The sequence below is a fragment of the Paenibacillus tyrphae genome (genome assembly GCF_027925525.1).
In the GTDB taxonomy this organism is placed as follows: Bacteria; Bacillota; Bacilli; order Paenibacillales; family NBRC-103111; genus Paenibacillus_G; species Paenibacillus_G tyrfis_B.
Map to the genome: position 1 here is coordinate 1 of NZ_BSDJ01000041.1, position 16,338 is coordinate 16,338.

Sequence of the window (16,338 nt, forward strand, 5' to 3'; positions counted from 1 at the left end):
TAAGTCTTCCGGAGAATTCTTCGGAAGCGACTAAGGTTTGATTACCAGAGAAGATATATCTTTTAGGAGCGACTTTTGACGAAGTCAACGGAGCGAGAAAAGATATATCGGAACGCGCTTTGTTTCGATCCAGTTTTCAGGGAATAATCAGACCCTTGCAATCCAACTTTGGAGATGCAAGGGTCTTTCGTGTTTATGCGGGATTATGCAAAAAAACTCGCCCTACTGTGCATAGCAGGACGAGTCATTTTCGTTTATTTTTAAATAGCCGGATGAACTGTGCTTGCGAAGAAGGAAAATGATGATCAGGCGCGGAAGTAGAAGCCAGAGATGAATGAATACCAGAAAGCCGAGGAGCGATGGCGAAAGCCACGGATAGAGGCAGCCCAACAAGACCAAGACGATCCACAGCACATGGAAATGGAGTCGGCGTACTTTGGTCATGGCGATATACGTGTCCGTGCCCGGCGCATAACCGAACCAAGGCAAATGATAGGACCAACTCCAAGCTTGCAGAGAATACTTCTCCTTCGTTCGGAGCAGGAGGCGCAGCAGAAGCGTTTGGACAAGTGGAATACCGATCACTCCGACCGGCACACCGATTAACCCGGCCGGCACCGACCAAAAAGAAACAGCAATAGCGGCCCCGATAAAAACGCAAACGCTCAAAATCCAATAGACTTGAAAGAAAATCGGCTTGTAATGTACCCGTTTAAGCAGTCGGTATGTATAGATGGTCGATTCTTTAGACAACGTTCGGTCTCTTGGCATAATAAGCCCCAATCCTCACTTGATGAACAAAATGAAAATTCACTACATATATCGGTAGGGTACAGGAAAATGTTGAGTTTGTCACGGGCTAACATGGATTTTCAACAAAAATATCGCGGAAAGGTTTGAGTTTTAAGAGAATTGGGCATACTGCTAGAAAAGAAGAGTAGAGGTGAATCGAACATGAGCGAAGAGCTGCAGCACGATTTCACGCCATCCTGCATTATTTGCGGGCAAACGAAAGAAAACGGCATCCAAATCATATCCGAATTCATATGCGAGGATTGCGAGAATGAAATGGTCCATACGGAAGTCAACGACGCCAAGTACCCATTTTTCATACACCAGATGAAGCAAATTTTATATAAAAAGAATGCTTGAACGGCAAGCAAAAGAAAGCAAGCTCCGTTTTATCTCGGACAGGGATGGAAGCGGGCTTTTTTGTTTGGTACAATACTGCTAAAATTGTTTTTGAAATGAGGAAACAAGGTGTCACAGCATAGAGCGCCGCTGTACGAAGCATTGGCGGCCCATCGGGAATCGGGTGCGCTCAGCTTCCATGTGCCCGGTCATAAGTCGGAAGCGCAAGGGTATGCCGAAGCGGAGTCAGACTTCCGGCAAATCTTATTACTCGATAGGACGGAGATCGCCGGGCTGGATGATCTTCACCATCCGGAAGAAGCGATTAAAGAAGCCCAGACCCTGGCTGCGGTGTGCTTTGGGGCGGATGAAACTTTTTTTCTGGTGAACGGGAGTACGGCGGGAAATTTGGCGATGATCTTGGCAGCCTGCCGCCGCGGCGATTTGCTGCTGGTGCAGCGGGATGCACATAAGTCGGTCATTCACGGACTGATGCTTGCGGGTGCGCAGGCGGTCTTTATCTCCCCGCTGTGGGACCCGGAGAGCGGATTGAGCATGGGAGTGGCTGCAGAGGATGTCGAGCAGGCGCTGAATCGCTATCCTGAGGCCAAGGGGCTGCTTGTAACTAATCCGAGCTATTACGGCATTACAAGCGATTTGAGGGCATTATCCGGCCTTCTGCATGACCAGGGGAAGGTGCTGCTGGTGGATGAGGCGCACGGGGCTCATTTTGGCTTTCATCCCGATGTGCCTGCCTCGGCCTTAAGCTGTGGGGCGGATGCGGTCGTGCAGTCCACCCACAAAATGTTAACGGCCATGACGATGGGCGCGATGCTGCACGTGCAGGGCCCCCGTATTCACCGCAGTGCTGTCCGAAAGGCGCTCGCCATGGTGCAGAGCTCGAGTCCTTCTTATCCGATTATGGCCAGCCTTGACCTCAGCCGGCGGATGCTGCAGAAAGACGGCGGGGAGTGGATCGAACGAGGCCTATCGACTGCTCGGAGAGTGACAGCCTATCTAAACGGACATAGCCGGTGGCATGCAAGAGAACTGACGGAACGCATGCTTCAGATCGGTTGTCTTCAGGACCCTTTTAAGGTGGCGCTGTACGACGTGTCAGGCCGTCTCGACGGTTTTGCGATAAAAGAGCGTTTGGAGCAGCAAGGCTGCTTTCCGGAGCTGGCAGACCCGACGCATGTTCTGCTTGCGTTCAGTTTGGCGAGCACCGAAGAAGCGGCGCAGCGGCTTATTGCAACGCTGGAGCGGATAGATGAAGAAACGCGGGACGAAGGAAGCGAGACGAAGCCGGGATCATGGGAGACCGAAGCCTCGGCGCAGCGGATATCCGAGCCGGTAACGTTCGATTGGGAAGCGATCCACGAGGGGACGGAGACGAAGGTAACGGTCCCCGTAGCCGAATGCGCAGGCCGCATCGCTGCCGAGATGATCGTGCCATATCCTCCGGGCATTCCGGTCCTTTATCCGGGAGAGCGGATTACCGAACGGACGGCAGCGCATTTAACGCGACTGGCTGCCTTAGGGTCGCGTTTTCACGGGCATGATGTGACCGCCAGCGGCACCGTCCCGGTACTGGAACCAGACGCATTCACGAATAGTTTTGAATAGGTGGCGGTCTGTTCGCACGGCATCAAGAGAAGAAGCTCGCTATAGAGCGGAGAAACGGATTGCAACCGCTATCCGAGTCACTACAGGACAGGAGACATGCATGTGAAACGTGGCTTTTTTATAACGGTAGAGGGCGGAGAGGGCGCAGGCAAAACGTCTGCGATCGATGCTATCCTAGAGCAAGTCAAGTCGCGGGGGTACGATGTGCTATCCACGCGGGAGCCCGGGGGCATTCCGATTGCCGAGCAGATTCGCTCGGTCGTTCTCGACCGGAACAATACGGCGATGGACCCGCGTACGGAAGCGTTATTGTATGCGGCCGCGAGACGGCAGCATTTGGCGGAGAAAGTCATTCCTGCGCTGGAAGCCGGCAAGGTCGTCGTATGCGATCGTTTTATTGACAGCAGCTTGGCGTACCAAGGGTATGCGCGCGAGCTTGGCATGGACGAGGTGTTTGCCATTAACCGGTTTGCGATCGGCGATTGGATGCCGGATTTGACGGTATTCATGGACGTTCGTCCGGAGATCGGGCTGGCCCGGATTCGCGCCGATCAGGGGCGGGAAGTGAACCGCCTGGATCTGGAGTCGATGACGTTTCACAACAAAGTGCGAGAAGGTTACTTGCAAGTACTCCGCCAATTTCCGGAACGTGTCGTACGGGTGGATGCGGAGCGGGAGCTGGACAAGGTGCTCGAAGATATTGGGCAAATGCTGAACCAAAAGCTCCCCAAGCGAGTATGATATAATAGATATATTCCTTCTACACATGTTTATATATAAATGAAGGAATTTTTCAACCGTTTGTCTAATTATTAAGGTAGGAAGACGGATAACATTCCTTTGGCAAAGGAGGCTGGATGCATGAAGTTGGTTATCGCCGTTGTGCAGGATAAGGACAGCAACCGTTTGTCGAACGCACTGATCAAAGAGGGCTTTCGCGCAACCAAGCTGGCGAGCACGGGAGGATTCCTACGCGCCGGAAATACGACATTTATGATCGGTACGGAAGATGAGCGTGTCAACGAAGCGCTGCAAGTCATTAAAGCGAACTGCAAAATCAGAGAGCAAATGGTCACCCCGGTATCCCCGATGGGGGGAACGACGGATTCGTATATTCCTTTCCCTGTCGAAGTTCAGGTTGGCGGGGCGGCGGTATTCGTGCTTCCGGTCGAGCGGTTCGAACATTTCTAGAAACGAGGTCGAGCCGAGTGAAAATCAACCCGGGTTGGCGCCCTTTCGGCAATGAAGTCGTCCGCAGCGAAAATACGTCATCCCAGCAGCTACAAAAAATGTCGTTCTCCGATACGATGCAGCAGCATGAAGAAAGAGCAACCCGGGAGCAGCTTCAGCGCATCCTGCAGCAAATTGACCTGCAAGGTCAACGGCTGGCCAAGTCGATGACCGTACGCGAGCTCCGGCAATATAAGCTGCTCGTAAAGCAGTTTCTGGAGGAGACGGCACGGCGGGGAGTCCAGCTTCGCGATACGCGGGGGTGGGACCGCAGAGGCCGGACGAAGCGGTACAAGCTGCTGGAGGAAATCGATGCCGAGCTGCTCGGCCTGGCGGACGAGCTGGTGGAAAGCGAACAGGGACGCATCGAGCTGCTGCAAAAAATCGGCGAAATTCGCGGAATGCTCATTAATTTATTTTTTTAGCGAAGCAGCCGATCTGGAAAGGAAATGCAGACCGTCATGTCTTTTCAATCGATTACAGGGCAGGAGCGAGTCAAACGAATGCTGCAAAACAGCCTTCGGACCGACAAAGTTTCGCACGCGTATATATTTACGGGGGCGCCCGGGACCGGACGGAGAGCAATGGCCCGGGCGTTCGCCCAAGCTATCTATTGCAAGGTGCTGCCGGACGATGCCTGCGGGGAATGTCTGGATTGCCGCAAGGTAGAGCATGGAAACCATCCTGATCTGCATTGGATCGTACCGGACGGCGCCTCCATCAAAATCGACCAGATTCGCGAGCTGCAAAAGCAGTTTGCTTATCGCGCCTCGGCCTCTAACATTAAAATGTATATATTGGAGGATGCCGATAAGCTGACCGTTCAGGCGGCAAACAGTCTGCTGAAATTTTTGGAGGAGCCGACCTCGCAGGTCGTGGCTGTTCTAATTACGGATAACGGACAAGCCCTGCTGCCGACGATTCGGTCCCGCTCCCAGTGGATTCCTTTTTTACCAATGGGACGAAGCGGCATGAAGGAGCTCCTTCTGCAGGAAGGACATCCGCCCGTGCTCGTTCAAGCGGCGGTAAATTTGGCCGCAGGACCGGAGGCGGCGCGCGAGTTGATTCAAGGAAATGGGTTTGCAGAACTCCGAAATTTGGTGATACAATTAGCTAGGGAAAGTTTGTCCCGATTGCCGTCCGCGATGCTGACCGCTCAGCAGAAGCTGGCAAAGGGCGAGTTTTCCGAACAATTGCCGCGCTTCATGGATATGCTGATTTTGTGGCTCAAGGATATGGTGCAGCTCAAGCTCGGCAGCCGCGAAGAATTGGTCTACACGGATCAACTGGACTGGATGTCGCAGCAAGCGTTGTCTTATTCGATGGAGCACTGGATCGCCTGCCTTGAGCAGGCGGTGGAGACGCAGAAACGATTGCGGTCCCATGCCAATCCCCAGCTCGCGCTGGAACATATATTAATGCGGCTCAAGGGGGTGTAAGATTGTTCTCCGTGGTAGGTGTCCGCTTCAAGAAGGCGGGCAAAGTGTATTACTTCGATCCGAGCGATCTGCCGATTGATCAAGACAGTGCGGTCATTGTTGAAACGGCGCGCGGAGTCGAGTACGGCCGGGTAGTGATTGGCCGAAGAACGGTAGGCGAATCGGATGTTGTGCTTCCGCTGAAGAAGGTTATCCGCATTGCGGACCAGCAGGATGCACAGCTTGTTGAGGATAACAAGCAAGCGGCCAAAAATGCGTTTGCTATTTGTCAGGATAAGATTAAGGATCACCAGCTGCGCATGAAGCTGGTTGACGTTGAGTATACATTTGACCGGAACAAAATCATCTTTTATTTTACGGCCGAAGGCCGGGTCGATTTCCGGGAATTGGTCAAGGATCTGGCCAGCATTTTCCGGACGCGGATCGAGCTTCGCCAAATCGGTGTACGGGACGAAGCCAAGATGCTTGGGGGCATCGGGCCTTGCGGACGTATCCTGTGCTGCTCTTCCTTTTTGGGGGATTTCGAGCCGGTTTCGATCAAGATGGCGAAGGACCAGAATCTGTCGCTCAATCCGACGAAAATTTCCGGATTGTGCGGACGATTAATGTGCTGCCTCAAATATGAGCATGATAATTACGAAAGCGCCAAGGACGATCTTCCCCGTGTAGGCAGCGAGGTCATTACGTCGTTTGGCAACGGACGCGTGGTGTCGCTGAATGTCGGGGAGCGTACGGCGAAGGTGCAAATTTTCGATATCAAAAAAGTGATGGATCTTCCTTTGGATGATGTAGTGGAGCAGCATTAAAAGCCAGTCGCTGCTTCTGCAGCTTGAGGTGAGAGAAAAGCGTGGATAAAAGGGATATATTCGTACAAATCGATCAAATGGAAGAACAGATGGGCACGCTATATGCCGAGCTGGGCGATATCAAGCGGCAGATTATCGAGCTGCTCGAGGAGAATAAGCGGCTGGGCATCGAGAATCAGCAGCTGCGCAAGCTGCTGAAGAAAGATGCCGAACCGCTGCTGCCTGTGCTTCAAGCAGCCGGCGCGAGCGTCCCTGTTTCGATGAAAGAAACGACCGGTGAAGGCTACGACAATTTGGCACGCATCTATCACGAAGGCTTTCACATTTGCAATGTCTATTATGGACATTTGCGTACGGAAGGCGACTGCTTGTTCTGCATGTCATTTTTGAATAAATAACGATGCGCCGTAGAGGAGAATGACTCTTCTACGGTTTTTTTTGAAGAGTTTAGCTATGGTACATAATAACGGCAGAAAGAGGAATACGCTTGGAACGAGTCCCGATCTATGAGCGGGAGCGAATCGACGATTTGCTTACGCACGATTTAAAAATTATTCAGAGCGACGAAGTATTCAGCTTTTCGATGGATGCGGTGCTGATTGCGCGCTTTTGCTCGGTGCCGCCGAGAGGGCGCATCGTCGATCTGTGCTCCGGCAACGGCGTCATTCCGCTGCTGTTGACCACCCGGACGAAAGCGCACATTACGGGTGTAGAAATTCAAGTCAGATTGGCGGATATGGCCCAGCGGAACGTGCAGCTGAACGGGCTGGAGGAACGAATCGCCATTCAGCACGGCGATTTGCGTCAATCGCCTGCCGAGCTGGGGAACGGCGCCTTCGATTTGGTGACGGTCAATCCTCCGTATTTACCGGTTCCGAATGGGGATCAGAACGTGAATGAGCACGTAGCTGCCGCCCGTCACGAGCTGTTTTGCACGCTGGACGATGTGGTCCGGGTGAGCAGCCGCCTGGTGCGCAGCGGCGGGAAAGTTGCCATGGTGCACCGGCCGAGCCGCTTGGTCGATATTTGCTGCACGATGCGGCAGTACCGGCTGGAGCCGAAACGCATCCGGTTCGTTCATCCCCGGGCCGATGCTGAAGCAAATATGGTGCTCATCGAAGCGCTTCGCGACGGAAAACCGGAGGTTCGCATGCTTCCGCCGCTCATTGTTTATAAGAATGAGACGGAGTATACGGATGAGCTGATGGAGGTCTATTACGGCCGCCGCGCTGCGCTCGCCGATCCGTCCAATACTTCATTATAGAAGGAATCGATGTCCGTGAACGTTCAAAAAAGCTACGCCAACGAAAGCCGCCGTCAAGGCAGCCTTTATCTGGTAGGCACTCCGATCGGCAATCTGGAGGACATGACCTACCGTGCTGTTCGGGTGCTGGGTGAAGTGCAGTGGATTGCCGCCGAGGATACCCGGCAAACGCGCAAGCTGCTCACGCATTTCGACATTTCGACCCGGCTCGTCAGTTACCACGAGCACAACAAGCTAGCCAGCGGTCCGGAGCTGATCCGGCTTATGCAGGAAGGCGACTCCATCGCGCTTGTCAGCGACGCCGGGCTGCCTGCGATCTGCGATCCAGGCGCGGATCTGGTCCGCCTCGCCATCGAAGCGGATATCCCGGTCATCCCTATCCCCGGAGCGAATGCCGCGCTATCCGGGCTGATCATGTCGGGGCTGCCGACCGAGCGGTTCACCTTCGTCGGCTTCCTGCCGCGCGACAAAAAGCCCCTGGAGCGGGAGCTTGCCGCTCTGAAGCGGGAGCCCGGCACGGTCATCTGTTACGAGTCCCCGCACCGCTTGGTTAAGACGCTAACGGCTATGGTCGAAACCATCGGCGAGACCCGGGAAATCTGCTTGGTCCGCGAGCTGACCAAGAAATACGAGGAAGCGGTCCGCGGCACGATCCGCGAATGCTTGGACCATCTGAACGAGCATCCGCCTCAAGGCGAGTATGTGCTCATCCTCCGCGGCGTCAGCCCGGAAGAAGCCGAGGCATCCGGCGAAGCCCTGTGGTGGGCCGCTTTATCCCCTGCGGAGCATGTTGCCCGCTACGAGGCCGACGGCCTCGACCATAAGGAGGCTTTGCGCCGCGCAGCCCAAGATCGCGGTGTCCCGAAGCGGGAGCTATATAACCTGCTTCACCAAGGAAGCTAGTAGGAAATAGTTTACAACGACCGCGCCTCCTATATAATAGAAGAGACAAGATGTTAGGCCTATGGCCCAATCGGGTAATATGACTTATATGTGTTGCGTGAATCGATGAGAAGGAAACGTAGGCGCCCTAAGAGCACTTAAGGTGTCATGGGCACGTTATAATGAACGGCGAACGTTGTTATATGTATTTTGCGATGCTGCGCAGCGAGCTCCCTGACGCACGAGCTGTCGAGTGCGCCCCGGCTTTGCTCGAACAAAAGCTGTCGAGGCTTGCCTCGATGCGGCCCATAGCAGGTAAGAAGAATCAAGCGCCGACGTGTGCGCATGCACCGCTTCGTAAGAGCGCTGCCGTAGAGCGTGTCTTCATGCCGGACCCGCAGGGTTCGCATGAAGACAGACGCGCTCCTCGCACCCAAGCTGCGTCGAAGCGCCTGCGGGGTCCAGGGGCGCGGCCCCTGGGGTCCCCCTTAGGAAGGGGGATTTAGGGGGATGGATGCCTCCGAACAAAAAAAATCCCCGATTCGGACAACCACGAATCAGGGATATAGAGGAGATATGAAAAAGGTTAGAATTACCAAAGTAAATTGTGCTATCTCTATTATAACCTATTTTTTTTATTTTGTCACAGGTATTGGCATTTCAGATAAGCATTCGTGGCAAACAATTTTTCCTTTGAAGTAGGAAACGTTCTCAGCATTGCCGCAGAAGATACAGGCTGGCTCATATTTCTTCAACATGATGCGCTCGCCATCAACGTAAATTTCCAAAGCGTCTTTTTCGCCAATGCCTAAAGTACGGCGCAATTCGATCGGAATAACGACCCGACCCAATTCATCTACTTTTCTAACAATACCGGTGGATTTCATCATAAAAAATTCCCCTCTCTAAGAAGTACATAATGAAGTATAGTGTTTCAAAAGATTAATCGTCATGTTTCGACATTTCTTTACACATATGATACCAACCATTCCCAAAATAGTCAACCAAAAAATATGAGTTTTCCTTGTTATTTTATGGTATACGAGGTGGGTTATGCAAAATTGAGTAAAAACAAACGTTCAAAAGCGAGAAAATCGTTGTTTTTTATAATACACATCGCACTAAGAAAGGGTCTGTCACCAGATCATTGAAGCATATATAAAAAAAGAAAACACAATAATGGAAGTCCGAATTCGACATATTTCGACAAATTTTATCTTCATTTTACGAGAGTATTGTCGAATAAATAGCCGGAACCGATAGGAGGATGTTACATGACCACTCCCCTTCAAGAAGAGAAAGTATTTAAGGATCCCGTGCACAAATACATCTACGTCCAAGACCAAACGATCTGGGACCTGATCAACACCAAGGAATTTCAACGCCTCAGACGAATTCGCCAGCTCGGCACCTGCTTCCTGACGTTTCACGGCGCGGAGCACAGCCGATTCTCCCATTCGCTCGGCGTCTACGAGGTGACACGCAAAATCATCTCGCAGTTCGAGCGCAACAAGTACGAGGACTGGCCTCGGGAGGAGCGGCTTCTGTGCCTGTGTGCTTCGCTGCTGCACGATGTCGGGCACGGCCCGTTCTCTCATTCGATCGAGAAAACGTTCGGGACGCACCACGAGGAATGGTCATGCCGCATCGTTCTCGGAGACACGGAAGTGAACCAGGTACTGCGCCGCGTATCGCCTACGTTTCCACAGCAGGTGGCTGGCGTGATCGCTAAAACGTACAATCAGGAAATCGTCGTCAGCCTCGTATCGAGCCAGCTCGATGCCGATCGGATGGACTACCTGCTGCGGGATGCCTATTTCACCGGCGTGAATTACGGCACATTCGATTTGGAACGCATCCTGCGCGTCATGCGCCCGTATCAGGGTCATATTGTTGTAAAGGAAAGCGGCATGCATGCGGTAGAGGATTACTTGATGTCCCGGTACCAAATGTATTGGCAGGTCTACTTTCATCCCGTGACCCGCAGCGCCGAAGTATTGCTTCACAACATTTTTCAAAGAGCGAAGCACCTTCATGAGGAAGGCTTTGCCTTCCGCTTCTTATTACATCCGCTGCCGAACCTGTTCCGGCAAAAAATGACGGTACACGACCATTTTTTAATGGACGAGGCGTTCATGCAGACAGTGCTGATGCAATGGTCCTTCGAAGAGGACCCGGTGCTTTCCGACCTATGTACCCGGTTCCTGCAGCGTCGGCTGTTGAAATATGTGACGCTCGAGAAAATCGATGCCCGGCAGATCGAGGGGCTCCGGGACCAAATGCGCAGCTTCGGCATTGATCCGGACTACTACCTGGACATCGATTTTCCTTCCGATCTATCGTATGATGTGTACAGGCCCGGCGAACAGGATGAGAAGCTGCCAATTCTGCTTCTTGACTCGCGGGATACCCTGACGGAAATATCGCGGAAATCGGAAATTGTCCGTTCCATCAGTGGCATTCATATGGGAAAATACCATCTGTATTACCCACGGGAGCTGCTTTTGAACCATGCCGACAAATTGGATAAAAATCTTCGAAAACTGCTCGATCTTTAACTGTCATCACCTGCTCTTACAACCAGACCATATTATAAGGAGAAAAAGATGATAACCGATACACACGCCCACTTGAATGCGCCGCAGTTCGATGAAGATCGACAGGAGGTCATCGAGCGCGCACGCGCAAGCGGAATCAGTCGAATCATTAATGTCGGTTTTAACCGGGAGACGATCCCGAGCTCCATCGCTTTGGCGGAACAGTACGATTTTATTTATTCGACCGTAGGCTGGCATCCGACCGATGCAAAGGACATGACGCCGGAGGATCTCGAATGGATCGAATCGCTGTGCGGACACGAGAAAGTTGTCGCCATTGGGGAAATCGGCCTGGACTATTACTGGGATACGTCTCCCAAAGACGTGCAGGACCGCGTATTTCGTCAGCAAATTCAGCTTGCGAGAAAGGTCGGCCTGCCGATCGTCATCCATAACCGCGATGCGCATCATGACGTCGTGCAGACGCTTCGCGAAGAGAAAGCGGCGGAGGTCGGAGGGGTCATGCACTGCTACTCCGGTAGCTGGGAGACGGCAAAGATGTGCCTCGATATGAACTTCTATATTTCGTTCGGCGGTCCCGTCACGTTCAAGAATGCGAAGCAGCCGAAGGAAGTGCTTGAGAAGGTGCCGCTCGATCGTTTATTGATCGAAACGGATGCGCCTTATTTGGCTCCTCACCCGTATCGGGGCAAGCGAAACGAGTCCTCGTATGTGCGCCTTGTCGCCGAGACGGCTGCCGAACTTAAAAGGATATCTCTGGAAGAATTGTGTGAAATCACCACAGCCAATGCCACCCGGCTTTTTGGCTTAACGTGAATAAATACACAGATTCGAACGAGCGGATTTTCTTCCGAATCGAGATAATTGAAGAAAAATATATAAAAACATACGACTTGCGAAGAGAAAGATGGTTTTTGAGATCGAATTCGCTTCAATTGGCTGGAATCGAACCAAAACCATCCTTTTTTTCGAAGTTTGTATACTTTACAACTTTGGTCCTCCCATCGTAAACTCAATAATAACTTCATAACGATTACCAAAATCCAACATCGCTGAGTTTCCGAAAGGGAAACGGGGGAACCGCATCGCGGCAGTTAAGGCGCAGCTTTGACCGCTGTGGTGTTTTTTTAGGGGTGAATCCTCATTGTGCATGGGAAACATGCACTGGGGTAGGGCGACTCTCAAGTCCGAATCCGTCAGCTAACCTCGTAAGCGTTCAGAGAGAGGTAACGATTGTCGTGAGCTTTTATTTCATTTTGGCCAAAATGAAAAAGTCACGGGAAGGTTCCTCTTCTCCGCTGACTTTTTTTGTGTTCTCCCGTTCATTTGGGATATTAACCGGAGCCGGTTTAACCAACACAGATTGAAGGAGGTGGCCGCCGCAGGCAAGTAAGTTCTGATGGCAGCAGATAAAATTGTTGGAATGGCAATCAAACCATTTTACCATAGTCGCGTCAGATTAAATCATGCATAACACTCGGATGGCGGGGCTTTAAGGAGGACCGAACAAGTGGGCGCTGTGAACCATGAGCAACCCCATGTAAGACGATCATCCAGCATGTCCTTCGCATTGCGATGGAAGCATGAAAACTTGCGTATGATATCGATTATTGCCCTCATTTCATTCGCTATGACTTTCATGTTCTTACTGATGTATCACGGTACGGCTACCAAGCGCGTATCAGTCGTTGTAGACGGACAGGAACGTACGTTCCAGACTCGGCAAGGGGTTCTACAACGCATACTGGATGAGCAAGGCATTGCTGTAGGAGAATACGACCGGGTGTCGCATTCCCTTCAAGCTTCGGTAAAGTCTGGAGATCGCATTACGATCGACAAGGCAAAGCCGGTGCAGTTGACAGCAGATGGAGAGACGAAGACCGTTTATACGACAGGGAAAACGGTGGAGACCGCGCTGGCGGATTTGAAAATCCCGCTCGGCGAGCTTGATAAGGTAACCCCCGAATTGACGACGGAAGTCGCGGACAACGCGCCGATCAAAGTGGTTCGCGTAAAGAAAGAAACCGAAGAAGTAAAAGAACCAATCCCGTTCGAGACGGTGAAGAAAAACGAGCCGCAGCTGCTCAAAGGCAAGGAACAGGTTGTTCAAGAAGGGCAAGAGGGAGTTTTGCTCAAGAAAAAGGAAAAGCTGTTTGAGGACGGGGCACTCGTCGCCGAGAATGTCGTCGATCAACAGGTGCAAGCGCAAAGCATTAAGAAAATCGTAGCCGTCGGAACGAAAAATCCGGTCACTATTTTATCCGCTTCTTCGCCGAACGTGGATGAATTGACCAAAAACGGGGTTAAGTTCGCATACAAGCAAGTGATTAACAATGTGAAGCTTACAGCGTACTCGGCCGATGCCGACTCGACAGGAAAGAGCAGCGAGCATCCGCAGTACGGGGTAACTTCTTCAGGCACGAAAGTAATGGAAGGTCGCACAATTGCCGTAGACCCCAAAGTAATCCCGATGGGCTGGTGGGTATATATCGAAGGAATCGGCTTCCGCCGGGCGGAAGACACCGGCAGCGCGGTGAAAGGGAATGTGATCGACGTTTATTTCGACAGCAGCGATTACGCCAATCGTTTCGGTTCGAAGAAGGGCTACACGGTGTATGTCATCGGGCCGAAAAAACCGTCGGTCGATTAAGGATGCGCAATTAGGGCAGACTCATCATATATAGAACGGAAAAAGAAGAGGTACGGCGATGGCCCTCTTCTTTTTCTCTTGTTTACGAAAGAAGGTACGGCGAAGAGAACATGATTAAGGAAATCATCGTTGTGGAAGGAAAAGACGATACCGTCGCCATTAAGCGGGCGGTGGAGGCGGAAACGATCGAAACAGGCGGCTCCGCCATTAACAAAGACGTATTGAAGCGGATTCGGCTTGCCCAAGAGCGGCGCGGCGTCATCGTATTCACGGACCCAGACCATGCAGGCGAGCGTATCCGTAAAATCATCGCCAAAGAGGTACCGGGCTGCAAGCATGCCTTCCTGACGCAAGAAGCCGCAACGAGCCGCGGAGATATCGGCGTCGAGAACGCGTCCGTCGAAGCGATTCGCGAGGCGCTGGCGAACGTGCGGACAGATGGGATGATGGGCGAATCCGCCATCGCTTGGGAAGACCTGATCGAAGCAGGGCTCATCGTCCATCCGGAAGCGGCTTCCAGACGGCTCGAAATGGGGAAACGGCTTGGGATCGGGTACTGCAACGGCAAACAGTTCTATAACCGCTGCCGGATGTTTCAAATTTCGCGCGAAGAGTTCGAGGCGGCCCGGCGGCATTTGGATGAAGAAGAGGGTGCGAGCTCATGACCACAGAACATCGCGGACAACGATCCGGACAAGCTGCCGAGGATATCGCTTCGCCGAAGCGGACCAAAGAGCTAATGCAGAAGTACGGCTTCACGCTCAAAAAAAGCCTGGGGCAAAACTTTTTGATCGATCAAAACATTTTAACGAAAATCGTCTCCGCCGCGGAGCTTGACTCAGGCAAAGGGGCCTTGGAAATCGGACCGGGGATCGGCGCACTCACCCAACAGTTGGCCAAGACGGCCGGACGGGTCGTAGCAGTCGAAATTGACCAGCGGCTTCTGCCGATGCTGGAAGAGACGCTTGAGCCTTATCCCCACGTTTCCGTTGTCCACGGAGATGTACTGAAGACCGATCTTCGCGAGCTGTTCGAGGCTCATTTTCGCGGCGTCTCGAAGGTCAGCGTCGTGGCAAACCTGCCTTATTACGTAACGACTCCCATCGTGATGAAGCTGCTGGAAGAAAAGCTTCCGCTGGAGCATATCGTCGTGATGATCCAGAAGGAGGTAGCCGACCGGATGGCGGCGAAGCCCGGAGGGAAAGATTACGGGAGCTTGAGCATCGCCGTACAGTATTATTGCGAGCCGGAAGTCGTCACCATTGTGCCTCATACCGTGTTTATCCCGCAGCCGAACGTCGACTCCGCCGTAATTAAGCTGAAGGTACGCGAGCGGCCGCCGGTGGAAGTGGAGGACGAAAGCTTTTTCTTCGATGTCGTTCAAGCCAGCTTCGTGCAGCGCCGCAAGACGATTTATAATAACCTGGCCTCCAGGTATTTTACGAAAGAGACGAAAGGACAGCTGGAGGGAATTCTCCGAAATGCCGGCATCGAACCGTCGCGCCGCGGGGAAACGCTGTCGATTGAGGAATATAGTGTGTTGAGCCGACATTTGGCCGCCGCGTTGAAGGGGAACGGATAGCCGGCCCGGACGGTAGCGGGCCGTTGTCCGTGCACCATTTGCCCATATCCGCCATACGATAGTCGAGGAGGCGATGCAGCCATGAAGCAGGGAGACCTGGTCACTCGGAAGTCGTATGGCGGTGACGTTATATTCAAAATTCATGAATTCCGGCAGCAGCAGGCCATATTACGCGGGGTGGAACTTCGCTTGCTGGCGGATGCCCCAATCCGGGATTTGCAGATGGCCCCGCAGATCGATCCCCTTGAAAAGATGGGGGCGATGCGTCCCAAATGGCTGGAAGCAATGAGACGATCGGGAGCCGGAGCAGCTCCGCAGGCGCAATCGGACGGCTGGCAAAGCACGGAGCCTGCGGACTCTCCCAAGCCGCGCCCGGCTTATTTTGAACTGCCTGGCAAAGTACTGCATTTGGACGGCGACCCGAACTATTTGCGCAAATGCATGGTTCTCTATAATGAGCTCCGCGTTCCGGCGGACGGCTACTATGTAGCGGAGGCGAATATGGCCGATGCGCTGTACCGCCTGCTGCCCCAACTGCAGCCGGATATCGTCGTGATTACGGGTCACGACGGCCTTCTGAAGCAGCGCGGACGAACCTACGGAGATATTACCCAGCTCACCAGCTACAAAAACTCGCATAATTTCGTCAATGCCGTTCGTGTGGCCCGTCAGTTCGAAAAAAACCGCGATGTCCTGACGATCGTCGCAGGGGCGTGCCAGTCGCATTTTGAGGCGCTGATGCAGGCCGGAGCCAATTATGCCAGTTCGCCGGCCCGCGTGTTGATTCACGCGCTCGATCCCTTGTGCATCGCGGCCAAGGTAGCTTTTACCCCGATTAAAGATACGGTGAATATCGTCGATGTCATCGGGCTGACACATAGCGGATTGGAAGGGCTGGGCGGTATCGAGTCCCGCGGGAGCTATCGCCGGGGCGTCCCCCGAATTGAATATGCGATTCATAAATAAGCGCCGAAAGGTGCTTTTTATTTTGCCTCGCGGCCAAATTTTAACAATACTGTGAACGGAGTATTCTCAACTTTTTGGAATACCGCAGCACATTAAGGAAAAATTCCGTTGACAACAGGTTTGTATGGCTGATATAATATTCGGCTTAAATTGACATACTACTGTCGTTGCGTTATAATCGTTAAGGAAAGAGGTGGTAGTGGT

19 protein-coding genes and 1 riboswitch are annotated in these 16,338 nt (G+C 52.6%); of the genes, 16 read left to right on the forward strand and 3 right to left on the reverse strand.

Features of this window, described 5'->3' with window-relative positions; genetic code table 11:
* Positions 1-222 precede the first annotated feature (222 nt).
* Positions 223-753, reverse strand: coding sequence for a hypothetical protein (locus tag QMG93_RS31290; protein WP_281943556.1), 531 nt, complete (start codon positions 751-753; stop codon positions 223-225).
* A gap of 201 nt (positions 754-954) precedes the next feature.
* Between QMG93_RS31290 and QMG93_RS31295 the strand changes: the two genes are divergently transcribed.
* The 10 genes from QMG93_RS31295 to rsmI all read left to right on the forward strand — a co-directional run bounded on the left by QMG93_RS31295 (position 955) and on the right by rsmI (position 8,399).
* Positions 955-1,152 carry a sigma factor G inhibitor Gin gene (locus QMG93_RS31295; protein ID WP_281943558.1) on the forward strand — a complete coding sequence of 66 codons (198 nt, stop codon included), beginning with the start codon at positions 955-957 and terminating at the stop codon, positions 1,150-1,152.
* Between the two features lie 108 nt (positions 1,153-1,260).
* Entirely contained in the window at positions 1,261-2,757 is a 1,497-nt protein-coding gene (locus QMG93_RS31300; RefSeq protein WP_281943560.1) for an aminotransferase class I/II-fold pyridoxal phosphate-dependent enzyme, read from the forward strand.
* A 96-nt stretch (positions 2,758-2,853) separates the two neighbouring features.
* Entirely contained in the window at positions 2,854-3,498 is a 645-nt protein-coding gene (tmk, locus tag QMG93_RS31305) for a dTMP kinase (protein WP_281943562.1), read from the forward strand.
* A 120-nt stretch (positions 3,499-3,618) separates the two neighbouring features.
* Entirely contained in the window at positions 3,619-3,948 is a 330-nt protein-coding gene (locus QMG93_RS31310) for a cyclic-di-AMP receptor (protein WP_010501661.1), read from the forward strand.
* Positions 3,949-3,965: 17 nt separating this feature from the next.
* Positions 3,966-4,412, forward strand: a complete 447-nt coding sequence (locus tag QMG93_RS31315) for a YaaR family protein (protein WP_025846801.1) — start codon at positions 3,966-3,968, stop codon at positions 4,410-4,412.
* Between the two features lie 36 nt (positions 4,413-4,448).
* Positions 4,449-5,426 (forward strand): DNA polymerase III subunit delta', encoded by a 978-nt coding sequence (gene holB / locus QMG93_RS31320; protein WP_281943565.1) that lies wholly within the window; start codon positions 4,449-4,451, stop codon positions 5,424-5,426.
* 2 nt (positions 5,427-5,428) lie between these two features.
* The gene (locus QMG93_RS31325) at positions 5,429-6,232 is read left to right on the forward strand and encodes a stage 0 sporulation family protein (protein WP_281943567.1); all 804 of its coding nucleotides are present in this window, start codon (positions 5,429-5,431) and stop codon (positions 6,230-6,232) included.
* Between the two features lie 41 nt (positions 6,233-6,273).
* A complete protein-coding gene (gene yabA, locus QMG93_RS31330) occupies positions 6,274-6,630 on the forward strand; it encodes a DNA replication initiation control protein YabA (protein ID WP_281943569.1) in 357 nt (118 codons plus the stop codon).
* 89 nt (positions 6,631-6,719) lie between these two features.
* Positions 6,720-7,496, forward strand: a complete 777-nt coding sequence (locus QMG93_RS31335) for a tRNA1(Val) (adenine(37)-N6)-methyltransferase (RefSeq protein WP_281943571.1) — start codon at positions 6,720-6,722, stop codon at positions 7,494-7,496.
* Between the two features lie 9 nt (positions 7,497-7,505).
* Positions 7,506-8,399 carry a 16S rRNA (cytidine(1402)-2'-O)-methyltransferase gene (rsmI, locus tag QMG93_RS31340; protein WP_281943573.1) on the forward strand — a complete coding sequence of 298 codons (894 nt, stop codon included), beginning with the start codon at positions 7,506-7,508 and terminating at the stop codon, positions 8,397-8,399.
* A gap of 137 nt (positions 8,400-8,536) precedes the next feature.
* Here rsmI and QMG93_RS31345 read toward each other — a convergent pair whose 3' ends face one another.
* Both QMG93_RS31345 and QMG93_RS31350 read right to left on the reverse strand, forming a co-directional pair.
* Positions 8,537-8,788 carry a hypothetical protein gene (locus QMG93_RS31345; RefSeq protein WP_281943576.1) on the reverse strand — a complete coding sequence of 84 codons (252 nt, stop codon included), beginning with the start codon at positions 8,786-8,788 and terminating at the stop codon, positions 8,537-8,539.
* Between the two features lie 225 nt (positions 8,789-9,013).
* A complete protein-coding gene (locus tag QMG93_RS31350) occupies positions 9,014-9,268 on the reverse strand; it encodes an AbrB/MazE/SpoVT family DNA-binding domain-containing protein (RefSeq protein ID WP_010501678.1) in 255 nt (84 codons plus the stop codon).
* 384 nt (positions 9,269-9,652) lie between these two features.
* On the opposite strand from QMG93_RS31350, the gene QMG93_RS31355 reads away from it, so the two are divergent.
* The 6 genes from QMG93_RS31355 (at position 9,653) to yabG (ending at position 16,134) form a co-directional block, all read left to right on the forward strand.
* Positions 9,653-10,936: an HD domain-containing protein gene (locus QMG93_RS31355; RefSeq protein WP_281943578.1), complete on the forward strand. Its 1,284-nt coding sequence runs from the start codon at positions 9,653-9,655 to the stop codon at positions 10,934-10,936.
* Positions 10,937-10,984: 48 nt separating this feature from the next.
* On the forward strand, positions 10,985-11,752 hold the full coding sequence (locus QMG93_RS31360) for a TatD family hydrolase (RefSeq protein ID WP_281943580.1): 768 nt from the start codon (positions 10,985-10,987) through the stop codon (positions 11,750-11,752).
* 224 nt (positions 11,753-11,976) lie between these two features.
* Positions 11,977-12,167, forward strand: a riboswitch (cyclic di-AMP (ydaO/yuaA leader).
* Positions 12,168-12,494: 327 nt separating this feature from the next.
* On the forward strand, positions 12,495-13,586 hold the full coding sequence (locus tag QMG93_RS31365) for a 3D domain-containing protein (protein WP_281943582.1): 1,092 nt from the start codon (positions 12,495-12,497) through the stop codon (positions 13,584-13,586).
* 110 nt (positions 13,587-13,696) lie between these two features.
* Positions 13,697-14,251 (forward strand): ribonuclease M5, encoded by a 555-nt coding sequence (rnmV, locus tag QMG93_RS31370; RefSeq protein ID WP_281943584.1) that lies wholly within the window; start codon positions 13,697-13,699, stop codon positions 14,249-14,251.
* On the forward strand, positions 14,248-15,168 hold the full coding sequence (gene rsmA, locus QMG93_RS31375; protein ID WP_281943586.1) for a 16S rRNA (adenine(1518)-N(6)/adenine(1519)-N(6))-dimethyltransferase RsmA: 921 nt from the start codon (positions 14,248-14,250) through the stop codon (positions 15,166-15,168). Before rnmV ends, rsmA begins: the two co-directional genes overlap by 4 nt.
* 81 nt (positions 15,169-15,249) lie before the next feature.
* The gene (gene yabG, locus QMG93_RS31380; protein ID WP_281943588.1) at positions 15,250-16,134 is read left to right on the forward strand and encodes a sporulation peptidase YabG; all 885 of its coding nucleotides are present in this window, start codon (positions 15,250-15,252) and stop codon (positions 16,132-16,134) included.
* The last annotated feature ends 204 nt before the right edge of the window (positions 16,135-16,338 follow it).